The 12,763-nt window shown below is 40.6% G+C and carries 12 protein-coding genes; 11 read left to right on the top strand and 1 reads right to left on the bottom strand.

The genetic code is table 11. From position 1 onward, the window contains the following. Positions 1–101: 101 nt before the first annotated feature. From D8801_RS03995 to dltD, 7 genes are all read left to right on the top strand, one after another. The gene (locus D8801_RS03995; protein WP_125848026.1) at positions 102–947 is read left to right on the top strand and encodes an amino acid ABC transporter substrate-binding protein; all 846 of its coding nucleotides are present in this window, start codon (positions 102–104) and stop codon (positions 945–947) included. A gap of 153 nt (positions 948–1,100) precedes the next feature. After that, positions 1,101–1,955, top strand: a complete 855-nt coding sequence (locus D8801_RS03990; RefSeq protein ID WP_093586131.1) for a MetQ/NlpA family ABC transporter substrate-binding protein — start codon at positions 1,101–1,103, stop codon at positions 1,953–1,955. Positions 1,956–2,053: 98 nt separating this feature from the next. Continuing rightward, on the top strand, positions 2,054–3,427 hold the full coding sequence (locus tag D8801_RS03985; protein WP_125848024.1) for a M20 family metallopeptidase: 1,374 nt from the start codon (positions 2,054–2,056) through the stop codon (positions 3,425–3,427). Continuing rightward, positions 3,420–4,481: a methionine ABC transporter ATP-binding protein gene (locus tag D8801_RS03980; protein WP_084852794.1), complete on the top strand. Its 1,062-nt coding sequence runs from the start codon at positions 3,420–3,422 to the stop codon at positions 4,479–4,481. The genes D8801_RS03985 and D8801_RS03980 overlap by 8 nt, the downstream gene beginning before the upstream one ends. 1 nt (position 4,482) lies before the next feature. Next, positions 4,483–5,175 (top strand): methionine ABC transporter permease, encoded by a 693-nt coding sequence (locus D8801_RS03975; RefSeq protein WP_125848022.1) that lies wholly within the window; start codon positions 4,483–4,485, stop codon positions 5,173–5,175. Between the two features lie 171 nt (positions 5,176–5,346). Beyond that, positions 5,347–6,501, top strand: coding sequence for a D-alanyl-lipoteichoic acid biosynthesis protein DltB (gene dltB, locus D8801_RS03970; RefSeq protein ID WP_125848020.1), 1,155 nt, complete (start codon positions 5,347–5,349; stop codon positions 6,499–6,501). 47 nt (positions 6,502–6,548) lie between these two features. Further along, entirely contained in the window at positions 6,549–7,721 is a 1,173-nt protein-coding gene (gene dltD / locus D8801_RS03965) for a D-alanyl-lipoteichoic acid biosynthesis protein DltD (protein WP_125848018.1), read from the top strand. Positions 7,722–7,895: 174 nt separating this feature from the next. Here dltD and D8801_RS03960 read toward each other — a convergent pair whose 3' ends face one another. Continuing rightward, positions 7,896–8,465: an MptD family putative ECF transporter S component gene (locus D8801_RS03960; RefSeq protein WP_125848016.1), complete on the bottom strand. Its 570-nt coding sequence runs from the start codon at positions 8,463–8,465 to the stop codon at positions 7,896–7,898. 133 nt (positions 8,466–8,598) lie between these two features. Here D8801_RS03960 and D8801_RS03955 point away from each other — a divergent pair, with 133 nt between their 5' ends. From D8801_RS03955 to D8801_RS03940, 4 genes are read left to right on the top strand one after another with little or no spacing between them, the layout of a single operon-like run. Beyond that, positions 8,599–9,213, top strand: a complete 615-nt coding sequence (locus D8801_RS03955; RefSeq protein ID WP_125848014.1) for a YesL family protein — start codon at positions 8,599–8,601, stop codon at positions 9,211–9,213. Then, on the top strand, positions 9,191–10,861 hold the full coding sequence (locus D8801_RS03950) for a sensor histidine kinase (RefSeq protein WP_125848012.1): 1,671 nt from the start codon (positions 9,191–9,193) through the stop codon (positions 10,859–10,861). Before D8801_RS03955 ends, D8801_RS03950 begins: the two co-directional genes overlap by 23 nt. 11 nt (positions 10,862–10,872) lie before the next feature. Then, entirely contained in the window at positions 10,873–12,159 is a 1,287-nt protein-coding gene (locus D8801_RS03945; protein WP_125848010.1) for a response regulator transcription factor, read from the top strand. Between the two features lie 60 nt (positions 12,160–12,219). Beyond that, positions 12,220–12,753, top strand: a complete 534-nt coding sequence (locus D8801_RS03940; protein ID WP_125848008.1) for an ABC transporter permease — start codon at positions 12,220–12,222, stop codon at positions 12,751–12,753. Positions 12,754–12,763: the final 10 nt, after the last annotated feature.

The raw sequence follows: 12,763 nt of genomic DNA, 5'->3' as shown, positions 1-12,763 counted from the left end.
CAGCCATAAAAAAAACCTATCACCGAGATAGATATCATATAATGGCGAAAAAAAATATTTTCTGTTAAGATAGTACAGTATTCTATTTTGGAGGAAATGACATGAAAAAAATCGTCAAATATTCATCTCTTGCTGCCTTAGGACTCGTTGCCGCAGGTGTGCTAGCAGCTTGCTCAGGTGGAGATAAGAAAGATAGCGCATCTAGCGAAACAGCAACACCTGGTAAGAAAGAAATTGTCGTAGCGACCAACGCTTCACCAAAACCATTTAACTATGAAGACAACGGTGAGTTGACTGGTTATGAGATTGAAGTAGTTCGTGCTATCTTTAAAGACTCTGACAAATACGATGTCAAGTTTGAAAAGACAGAGTGGTCAGGTGTCTTTGCGGGCCTTGACGCTGATCGCTACCAAATGGCTGTGAACAACATCAGCTACACCAAAGAACGTGCTGAAAAATACCTTTACGCGGCTCCAACTGCTAAAAATCCTAACGTTCTCGTTGTAAAGAAAGACGATAACAGTATTAAGTCTCTTGATGATATTGGTGGAAAATCTACTGAAGTCGTTCAAGGAACAACAACAGCTAAACAACTGGAAGACTATAACAAACAACACGCAGACAATCCAACGGTTCTTAACTACACCAAGGCTGATTTCCAACAAATCATGTCTCGTTTGAGCGATGGTCAGTTTGACTACAAGATTTTTGATAAAATCGGTGTTGAAACAGTTATCAAAAACCAAGGTTTGGATAACTTGAAAGTGATTGAGCTTCCAAGCGACCAACAACCTTACGTATACCCACTTCTTGCTAAAGGTCAAGATGAGTTGAAATCATTTGTAGACAAACGTATCCAAGAACTCTACAAAGACGGAACTCTTGAAAAATTGTCTAAACAATTCTTCGGAGACACTTACCTCCCAGCAGAAGCTGATATCAAATAAGTTTGTAAATCATCCATTCTCTGGTAGATGGATGGTTTTCCATTCTGGAGGTATATAGTTTCAAACTATATGTCTGCCTATCTAATAACAATTTGCTAAATCAAATAAAGTATGAGATACTATTACGGTATTATTTTTAAAGGAGAAACGATTATGAAAATCAAAAAATGGCTCGGTGTAGCAGCTATCGCTACAGTCGCAGGTTTGGCTCTTGCAGCTTGCGGAAATTCAGAAAAGAAAGCGGACAATGAAACAGTTGTTAAAATCGCAACAGTTAACCGTAGCGGTTCTGAAGAAAAACGTTGGGATAAAATCCAAGAATTGGTTAAAAAAGATGGTATTAAATTGGAATTCACAGAGTTCACTGACTACTCTCAACCAAACAAGGCAACTGCCGATGGCGAAGTAGACTTGAACGCCTTCCAACACTACAACTTCTTGAACAACTGGAACAAAGAAAACGGGAAAGATCTTGTAGCGATTGCAGATACGTACATCTCACCAATCCGCCTTTACTCAGGTAAAAATGGGGAAGAAAACAAGTACACGAAAGTGGAAGAAATCCCAGATAACGGCGAAATCGCTGTGCCAAACGATGCAACAAACGAAAGCCGTGCGCTTTACTTGCTTCAATCAGCTGGTTTGATTAAATTGGATGTTTCTGGAACTGAACTTGCTACTATCGCAAACATCAAAGAAAATCCAAAGAACTTGAAGATTACTGAATTGGACGCTAGCCAAACGGCTCGTTCATTGTCATCAGTTGATGCTGCCGTTGTAAACAATACCTTCGTTACAGAAGCAAAATTGGACTACAAAAAAGCACTCTTCAAAGAACAAGCTGATGAAAACTCAAAACAATGGTACAACATCATCGTTGCGAAAAAAGATTGGGAATCATCACCTAAGGCTGATGCCATCAAGAAAATTATCGCAGCTTACCACACTGATGAAGTGAAAAAAGTTATCGAAGAAACATCAGACGGTTTGGACCAACCAGTTTGGTAATAAGACACAGGGAGGTGGGAGAGAGTTTCCACCTCTTACTTTTGTCTAGAGCATGGATTGTAAAGAAGACTATACGTTCATAGAAAGGTAGAGAGAATATGGTTTTTCCTAGTGAACAAGAACAGATTGAAAAATTTGAAAAGGATCATGTCACCCAGCATTATTTTGAAGTTTTGCGTACCTTGATTTCCAAGAAATCAGTCTTTGCCCAGCAGGTTGGGCTCAAGGAAGTCGCAAACTATCTGGGTGAGATTTTCAAGAGCGTAGGGGCTGAAGTGGAGATTGATGAGAGCTACACGGCTCCCTTTGTCATGGCGCATTTCAAGAGTTCGCGTCCAGATGCTAAGACCTTGATCTTCTATAACCACTATGACACCGTGCCAGCGGATGGTGATCAGGTGTGGACAGAGGATCCTTTTACCCTTTCTGTACGAAATGGCTTTATGTATGGGCGTGGTGTTGACGACGACAAGGGGCATATCACGGCTCGTTTGAGTGCTCTGAGAAAATATATGCAACACCATGATGATCTGCCGGTCAATATCAGCTTTATCATGGAAGGGGCAGAAGAGTCTGCTTCCATGGATCTAGATAAGTATTTAGAGAAACACGCAGACAAACTTCGTGGGGCGGATTTGCTAGTCTGGGAACAAGGTACAAAGAACGCCTTGGAGCAGCTGGAAATCTCTGGCGGAAACAAAGGGATTGTGACATTTGATGCTAAGGTAAAAAGTGCTGATGTGGATATCCACTCGAGTTATGGTGGAGTTGTGGAGTCAGCACCATGGTATCTCATCCAGGCCTTAAGTAGCCTGCGTGCAGCAGATGGCCGTATCTTGGTAGAAGGCTTGTACGAGGATGTTCAAGAGCCAAATGAACGAGAACTAGCCTTGGTGGATACTTACGCCCAACGCAATCCTGAGGAAATCAGTCGCATTTATAGCTTGGAATTGCCTCTCTTACAAGAGGAGCGTGCTGCCTTTCTCAAACGATTCTTTTTTGAACCTGCACTCAATATAGAAGGAATCCAGTCAGGCTATCAAGGGCAAGGGGTCAAAACGATTTTGCCTGCAGAAGCCAGTGCTAAGCTAGAGGTTCGTTTGGTTCCTGGTCTAGAACCGCATGATGTTCTGGAAAAAATTCGGAAACAGCTAGACAAAAATGGCTTTGATAAGGTAGAATTATACTATACCTTGGGAGAGATGAGCTATCGAAGCGATATGAGTGCGCCAGCCATTCTCAATGTGATTGAGTTGGCCAAGAAATTCTATCCACAGGGCGTTTCAGTCTTACCGACAACAGCGGGGACAGGGCCTATGCATACGGTCTTTGATGCCCTAGAGGTACCAATGGTGGCCTTCGGTCTAGGAAATGCCAATAGCCGAGACCACGGTGGAGATGAAAACGTGCGAATCGCCGATTACTACACCCATATTGAATTAGTAGAGGAGCTGATTAGAAGCTATGAGTAGAGATATTATCAAGTTAGATCAGATCGATGTGACCTTTCACCAAAAGAAGAGAACCATCACAGCGGTCAAGGATGTGACCATTCACATCCAAGAAGGGGATATCTACGGAATCGTAGGATATTCTGGAGCAGGGAAATCAACCCTTGTACGGGTGATTAACCTCTTGCAAAAGCCATCTGCTGGGAAAATTACCATTGATAACGATGTGATTTTTGACGGCAAGGTGACCTTGACTGCAGAGCAGTTGCGTCGTAAGCGTCAAGACATTGGGATGATTTTCCAGCATTTTAACCTGATGAGTCAAAAGACAGCAGAGGAAAATGTAGCCTTTGCCCTCAAACACTCTGGGCTCAGCAAGGAAGAAAAGAAAGCTAAAGTGGCTAAGTTGTTGGACTTGGTTGGCTTGGCGGATCGTGCCGAAAACTACCCTTCACAACTATCAGGAGGGCAAAAACAGCGTGTAGCCATTGCGCGTGCCTTGGCAAATGATCCAAAAATCTTGATTTCAGATGAGTCAACTTCTGCCCTTGACCCTAAGACAACCAAGCAGATTTTGGCCTTGTTGCAAGATTTGAACCAAAAATTAGGCTTGACCGTTGTCCTGATTACACACGAAATGCAGATTGTTAAAGACATTGCTAACCGTGTGGCAGTTATGCAGGATGGCCGTTTGATTGAAGAAGGTAGTGTCCTTGAAATCTTCTCAGATCCTAAACAACCTTTGACTCAGGACTTTATCTCAACTGCCACAGGTATTGATGAAGCCATGGTTAAGATTGAGAAGCAAGAAATCGTAGAGCACTTATCTGAGAACAGTATCTTAGTGCAGCTCAAGTATGCAGGGGCTTCGACAGATGAGCCACTTTTGAATGAATTGTACAAACATTACCAAGTAACGGCTAATATCCTCTATGGAAATATCGAAATTCTCGACGGCACTCCTGTTGGAGAATTGGTTGTGGTCTTGTCAGGAGAAAAAGCAGCACTAGCAGGTGCCCAAGAAGCCATCCGTCAGGCTGGTGTGCAGTTAAAAGTATTGAAGGGAGGACAGTAAGATGGAATCATTGATTCAAACCTATTTACCAAATGTCTACAAGATGGGCTGGGCTGGTCAGGCTGGCTGGGGAACAGCCATCTACCTAACTCTTTATATGACAGTTCTTTCCTTCATCATCGGAGGGTTCTTGGGGCTGGTGGCAGGTCTTTTCCTCGTCTTGACAGCGCCAGGCGGTGTCTTGGAAAATAAGGTTATCTTTTGGATTTTAGACAAGATTACCTCTATTTTCCGTGCGGTTCCCTTTATCATCCTTTTGGCTATCTTGTCTCCACTCTCTCACTTGATTGTCAAGACTAGTATCGGGCCAAATGCAGCCCTTGTGCCACTTTCTTTTGCAGTCTTTGCCTTCTTTGCTCGTCAGGTGCAGGTTGTCTTGGCTGAGCTAGATGGTGGTGTCATTGAGGCGGCACAGGCTAGTGGTGCGACTTTCTGGGATATCGTTGGTGTTTATCTATCAGAAGGTCTTCCAGATTTGATTCGTGTGACGACTGTGACCTTGATTTCACTTGTTGGTGAAACAGCTATGGCGGGAGCAGTTGGTGCTGGTGGTATCGGTAACGTAGCCATCGCTTATGGATTTAACCGTTTCAATCACGATGTGACAGTTTTAGCAACCATCATTATCATCTTGATTATCTTTACGATCCAGTTCTTGGGAGATTTCTTGACCAAGAAATTAAGTCATAAATAAAAAGAGCCGAAGGGCTCTTTTTTGTTCTAGGAAGCTGCCAACAGGGGCATTTAAAGTTTTTAAATTATGGTATAATAGATAAAGCTAACTCTCTCTGGTGATAGGATAGGAAAAAACTAGAAAGATAAACCTTGAAGCGAGATGAGAAAATGAAAAAGGAGTTCGGTTGATATGAATTATTTTGAGGGGAATGAGTTTTTCCTTCTCTTGTTTGTAGTTTTACTGATTGGTTTTGTGGTAAACTTTTTTGAAAAACGTAAGGACTACTATATTTTGACGCTCTCCCTCTTATTTGTAGGAGCTATCTATGGTAAGAGTCGAGCAATGATTGTCTATTTGCTTGCCTTTGTCGTTTATCAATATTTTCTGGTTTTTCTAGCACAGAGGATAGAAGCAAAGAGGCTGAAACCACTGGTTTTCCTTTCCATTCTTCCTTTAGTAATCAATAAGGTCTTTGCCTTGACTTCTCTGCATTTGTTGGCCTTTATTGGAATTTCTTACATGTCCTTTAAGACCATTCAGATCATGCTAGAAATATCGGATGGCTTGATAAAAGAAAAAGTCAGTGTAAAAGATTACTTACAGTTTTTACTCTTTTTCCCAACAGTTAGTGCTGGTCCGATTGATCGGAGTAGGAGATTTTTAAAAGAGATAAACGAGGTCATGCCCCGAAAAGAGTATCTGGAGTTAGCAGGGGACGGTGTATATCGTATCGTTCTAGGCCTTCTTTACAAGGTTGTTTTATCAACCTATGTTTACCAGATGTTACTCACTCTAAATAATACTGGCACAGTCGTTTACTCAATCAAGTATATGTACCTCTATACCTTGTATCTGTTCTTCGACTTTGCGGGCTATAGTCTAATGGCCGTTGGAAGTAGTAATATTCTAGGTATTCAGACACCAATGAACTTTAACAAACCTTTCTTGAGTGTCGATATCAAGGATTTCTGGACCAGATGGCATATCACCTTGTCGACCTGGTTGAGAGATTTTGTGTTTTCAAGAGTATTGATGCAGGTTATCAGGAAAAAATGGTTTAAAAATAGACTACACAATGCAACCTATGCCTATATGGTCAATATGTTGGTCATGGGTTTTTGGCATGGTCTTAGTGCTAGTTACATTGTCTATGGTTTTTACCATGGTGTCTTGATGGCTGGATTTGAAGTGTATCAAAAGAAAAGCAATTTTTATAAGAAAAATAAAAACCAAAAATGGTATAAGCTACTAAGTTGGTTTGTGACCATGAATTTGGTTATGATTGGTTTCTTTATCTTTTCAGGTGAACCCTATAAAATCTTGCTTACGATTTTAAAGAGATAAGAGATTGAAAAGAAATCGGACAGATCGAAGGGATAGGATAAAACGAGATGATTAAATTAAAAGCATTTTTACTATCGCTTGTGCTCGTAATTGCGACGCTTGCCCTTTTAAATGTGACGTATGTCAAGAAGATTGATGATTATTATAAAGTCAAGGATAACAGTATTCGTTATAGCACCTCGTATGAAAAGTATAAAAGTAGAGATATTTTAACAAGCAATATCACTCCCAACACACTGGTTCTAATGGGTTCTTCAGAGTTGGTCGCGACGATAAATGAAGACTATCATCCAAATAAGATTTTTAACTACAACGATTTTAATATCATGCAGATTGGGACCAGTTATTCTCAAAACATCATTCAGGCTACGACCTTGGGTTCTATTGAAGGAGCTATGACTAAGCGAAAAGTAGCTATAGTAGAGTCTGTTCAGTGGTTTGAAAAAGATGGGACCCATCAAGATGCCTTTTTGAACAAGGCTTCTCAGGAACATATTTTCCACATGCTAGATAATGACAAGATTAGCAAAGAAACGAAAGAAAAAATAATCAATCGCATTATTGAGATTACCAAAGGGAACAAGCAACAAAATGACATCTACAGAAAATATAAAAGTTATTTCATAGATGGAAAAGGAATCATTGTTGATAAAAAACTATTAGAGTTTGAGAATGCGATGTATTCCTTTAAGCTCAAACAGACTTTTTATCAAAAACATGCTAAATCAGATTATCCTTCGCTTGGAGATAAAACCCCAGACTATGATTGGGAGAAAATGACGAATCAGTTTGTAGAAGAGGTCAAAAAGAAAACAGACAACAATGACTATGCGGTGGATAATAACTACTACAATACTTACTTGAAAGATCGCTATGCATCGCTGAAAGATTCTAACAAAGATTTGAGCTACCTGGAGTCACCAGAATATTCAGATATGGAACTCTTCTTGACAGTTGCTAAAGAATTGGGCATTGAAGTTGAGGTCATTATTTTCCCAGTAAACGGGAAATGGAACGACTACACAGGTGTCTCAAGAGAGATGCGGGAAAAAACTTATAAAAAAATAGAAGATGTCGCAAAAAGCCATGGTGCAACCGTATTAAACTATGGAAACAGAGAGTATGATGATTACTTTTTATTTGACGTGATGCACGTTGGAGTGAAAGGATGGATGGAAGTTGAAAAAGAACTTTACAAATTTGCAAACCAAGCTAACTAACACACAGCGTTTAATCTTGTGGACACTATTTTTCTATACAGTTATCTTAAGTATCGTGATTTATTGTTTTGTGACCGATTTTTCGAACATCCAAGAATTTATCTATAGTGAATTTTAAGATTGTATACAAAAAGGCCCTGGAGCTAGGTATTACTAGTCTTCAGGGCTTTTACGTTACATTTTATCGGCTATTTTTTGACTTAGAAACTGCCCAAGCAAAGCCCCAATCAAGGCACCTAGAAGGATGCTTGCGACAAAAAGAAAAATTTTGTCTAGCTCTGGAGCGACCATGATACGGTCAATGTATTCTTGGGATTTTCCACGAGCGAGTAGAGTTGCTTCATAAGCTTTGGGACTGATCCACATGAGGAAGATAGGACCACTTGTGCTAAAAGCAAAGACGAGGAAGGAGAGGGTGTTTTTGATTCGATCTTTATAGTTGCCGAGGCGAGCGATAGCATCCGCTGCAAGACCACAGGCGAGTCCTGGTAGAAAAGCGCCAGCGCCGTGTTTACTAGCTAGAAAAAAGAGAGCCATAAAGAGTCCGAGAGTGGTAATCGCTCCAAAACGAGGAACCTTTGCTAAAAGAAGCATGTAGACGCTACCCCCGACAAGGGCAGAAAAGGCAGGCGCATAGAACATATTGCCCGTTGAGTCTACCAAGTGTCCAAGTAATACTCCGATTCCTAGACAGAGGAAGTAGAGAACGACGGCTAAGAGGGTAGTTAAGATATTTTTCTTCATGAGAATCTCCTTATATAAAACTGTCAAAATCAATTGTATCACGCTTTTTGAGGATTGTAAATGGGAGTTCTATATTTTTGAAAACGCTTGAAATATGATATAATAGTTACATCGTTAGTTTAAGGAGAGTAGCATGGGAAAATTTCTAGAATTCGTCTTTAATCGTATCTTTTTGGGAATGATTGCGACGGCTTTTTTCTGGTTATTAACACTAGCAGGAGGTGTAGTCTTTGGTTTGGCACCAGCTAGTGCAACTCTTATGAGTTTATATGCAGAGAACGGTTATACTTATCGGGCTTATAGTTTGAAAGAAGCTTGGGAATTGTATAAGAGTAATTTTGTCAAGAGTAACCTCGCTTTCTACAGTTTTGTACTTGTGGATCTAGTCTTAGTCTATGGTTTGTACCTTTTGGTTCAATTGCCCCATCAGACTATCTTCCATCTCTTGGCAACCTTTCTCAATATCCTTGTTGTTGCCTTTGTTTTTTTGGCTTATACCGTTTCATTGAAACTCCAAGTTCACTATGAGCTCTCTTATCGAAATACTGTAAAACTCGCTCTTATCGGGATTTTTATGAATTTACCGGCAATTGCCAAGGTTTTATTTGGTACGGTCATGCTTGTAGGAATTGGTTACTATATGCCTGCCCTCCTCTTTTTTGTAGGAATTGGTGTGTGGCATTTCTTTATCAGTGATATGTTGGAACCCGTATATGAAAGTATCCATGAAAAATTGGCGACAAAATAAAATGAAGCCGTTCTGGCTCCACTCGCTCTTGCGCATCTATACCTTGGTGATGATTGCCATCATTGCAAGCTTTGCGGTCATGCTCTCCTATGCTGACTGGAGTTCTCGTGAAAAAGAAGCTCAACGAGTAGCTCAACGTGTGACGACTCGGACAGTGAGTGAGATTGAATATTACCATAGAGAGTCGACTCAGCTAGCGCAGGAACTGGTTGAAAATCGAGCACGGATTGAAGGGATTTACAAGTATTTTAGTCTGAGTACATCGGATTATTTTTACTGGCTGTTGCAACGTAAAGCGTCTCCCTATGTCTCAGTATCCTTGTATGAAAACATTGATGATTTGTATGTAAGAAATGACTTTGTGACAGGTGTTGCAATTGTTTTGCAAGACTACAAGGAAGTCTACGTTTCTACTAGAGAGAAACGTAGCGGAGAGAAAATTCTTGCTGAGGATTTCAAACCAGCAGCCAATAGTTTTGCCATACCAGTACTTGATCCTAACTCCGATCAGTCTCTAGGTGTTATCTACATTTCTTTATCGCAGGATGTACTTTACCAAGCAATTGATAATACTCGCGGTCTGATTCCTGTGGCCGTGACGATCACCTCCCCTTTTGATACTGAATTGTTTCATATAGGGGAAAATGTAGTAGCTGAACGGGAAAATTGGATTGTTGGTTTGACATCACATGGCTATCAAGTCCAATCAGCAGTTCCTAAGGATTTTGTTCTTAAGGGCACTTTGACCAGTTCTGCTGTCATTGTTGGTTTGAGTGTTCTCTTTATTATTATTTTATATGTGACCTTGAGGCAGACCTTCTCCAATTACCAAAGGCAGGTCGTAGATTTAGTAGATTCTATCGAGGTGATTGCTCAAGGAGAAGAGGGACTTCGCATCGATACTTCTGAAAAAGATCAGGAATTGCTCCTCATCGCAGAAACCACCAATGATATGTTGGATCGACTGGAAAAGAATATCCACGATATTTACCAGCTAGAGCTCAGTCAAAAAGATGCCAATATGCGAGCACTGCAAGCTCAAATCAATCCTCACTTTATGTACAATACCTTAGAGTTTCTGCGCATGTATGCCGTCATGGAAAGCCAAGATGAACTGGCGGATATTATCTATGAATTTAGCAGTTTACTACGCAATAATATCTCCGACGAGCGGGAAACGACGCTGAAACAAGAATTAGAATTTTGTCGCAAATACAGCTATCTCTGTATGGTGCGTTATCCAAAGTCAGTTGCCTATGGCTTTAAGATCGCGCCAGAATTAGAAAATATGAAGATTCCCAAGTTTACGCTTCAACCATTGGTCGAAAACTACTTTGCCCACGGTATTGACCACCGCCGAACAGACAATGTAATCAGCATCAAGGTTTTGAAGGGCCAAGGTTTTGTTGAAATCCTAGTGGTAGACAATGGTCGCGGGATGACTGCTGAGAAACTAGCTAGCTTGCAAGAAAAACTAACTCAGAGAAGTTTTGAGCACGAAGCAAGCTACATCGGTGAGCGGCAGTCAATCGGAATAGTGAATGTACACGAACGCTTTGTCCTCTATTTTGGGGATCGCTACCAAATCAGTGTAGAGTCAGCTGAGCAAGAAGGTGTTCGCTATCGAATCACTATCCAGGATGAATAGAAAGGGTAGAAATGTATAAAGTTTTATTAGTAGACGACGAGTACATGGTGACAGAGGGACTCAAGCGCTTGATTCCTTTTGAAAAATGGGATATGAAAGTCGTCGCAACAGCCAATCATGCTGATGATGCTTTAGACTATGTCAAGGAAAATCCAGTAGATGTGGTCATTTCTGATGTCAACATGCCAGATAAGACAGGACTGGAGATGATCAAGGAGATGAAGGAGCTGCTTCCAGATACCTATTATATCTTGCTGTCTGGCTATCAGGAGTTTGACTATGTCAAGAAAGCAATGAACCTAAGTGTCGTGGATTATCTAGTGAAGCCAGTGGATAAGGTGGAGTTGAGTCATCTATTAGAAAAAATTGCGAGACAGCTTCAGGAAAAGGTGGAGCAAAGCCAAACTCTCAGCCAAGAATTGGATGAAGAGGGCTTTATCAACTTCTTAGCGGGTAAAGACAGCTGGTGGATAGGCCTTTCAAAGGAAAAACAAGGATCTTTCACTATTCCTTACTATGTTTTAGGTCAAGACTGGCAGATTTTTATCTCTGATCAACCACTAGATGGAATCGTAGTAACGCCTTTTGTAGCGCCCTACCAACAAGCCTTTGAAAAATGGAAGATCAATGCAGAAAAAGCTCTCTTCTACGGTTCAGTTAATCTAGAAAAATCCGAGAGTTTATTTGCTTATTATGAACCGATTTATCGCGTGATTATCCAAGGAAATATCAATCAAATCATCGAAGAATTGACCCTACTGGAGAAGGTTGTCTTAGAGAACACACCGCGCGTGGCCATCACCAAACAACTCTTTACTCAGTTTGTCATGGATGTCTTCCACTTGTTTGAGCATCTAAAAGCGGATGATATGACCGAGATTGTCAAAGCCATCCATGCTATTAACTCCTTTAAAGAATTGGTTGCCTACATCAAAGAAACCTTGACTAAGTTTTTTGGCCAGTACCGCATGAATGAAAATGTGGTGAGTGTTCTTGAAGTCATCGGGCGTGATTATCAGAAAGAGCTCTCGCTTAAGGATATCAGCAAGGATCTCTTTATCAATCCTGTCTACCTCGGTCAGTTAATCAAGCGAGAAACCAACTCAACCTTCGCAGAATTGCTCAACAAACAGCGGATTAAGGCAGCGCAACAGCTCTTGCTTTCAACCAATGATAGTATTGAAGATGTTTGCTATGCTGTTGGTTACAGCAATGTTGGATATTTCTACAAGGTTTTCCGTAAATTGTGCGGAAAATCACCAAAAGCTTATCGCAAACAAGTCGAAAGTTCCCTGTAAAACTTGTATTTACGTGCAAAAAATGCTATAATGTCCAAAATACCTTAAGGAGGAAAAATTATGAAAAAGAAACCTATTTATCTTTGGGTTTTATTAGTCCTATCAGCATTGATTTCAGCTATGTCTTTGTTTGGAATACTAAGTCCAGTACCTAGTAAAGAAGCACTAGGTGCCAGTCAAGCACAAGTACAAGGTATTAGCGCTCAGCAGCTGGAGGATACGATTAATTATCTACATAAGACAGCTGAATTATCGCATTCGACTGTTAACATCGTTTTGATTATTTTATCTGCGATTTTAGTAGTCGCAGGTATTGTACTCTTGGTTCGTAATCATTTGCAATATGCAAATTATGCCTACATTGCTTATGTTTTGCTTGCCATTGTTGGTTCGATTTATACTTATATGGGTATGCAAGATGCTGTACAAGCCATCCGTGATGAAACTTTGCGACTAGGAACAGAAGTCCTTGGAAAGGGAACAACGATTTTATTTGTTGTTATCAATGTCGTCTTCCTTGCCATTGTCTTTTACAAGATGTGGCGTCAACAAAAAGATTTGGCTGAGGAAGTTGAAGCAGAAGAGCTCGCATAAGAGTTGACAA

The sequence above is a fragment of the Streptococcus oralis genome (assembly GCF_003943415.1).
Classification (GTDB): domain Bacteria; phylum Bacillota; class Bacilli; order Lactobacillales; family Streptococcaceae; genus Streptococcus; species Streptococcus oralis_BJ.
The sequence above is the reverse complement of the archived record's forward strand: the minus strand, read 5'-3'. Positions and strand labels throughout refer to the sequence as shown.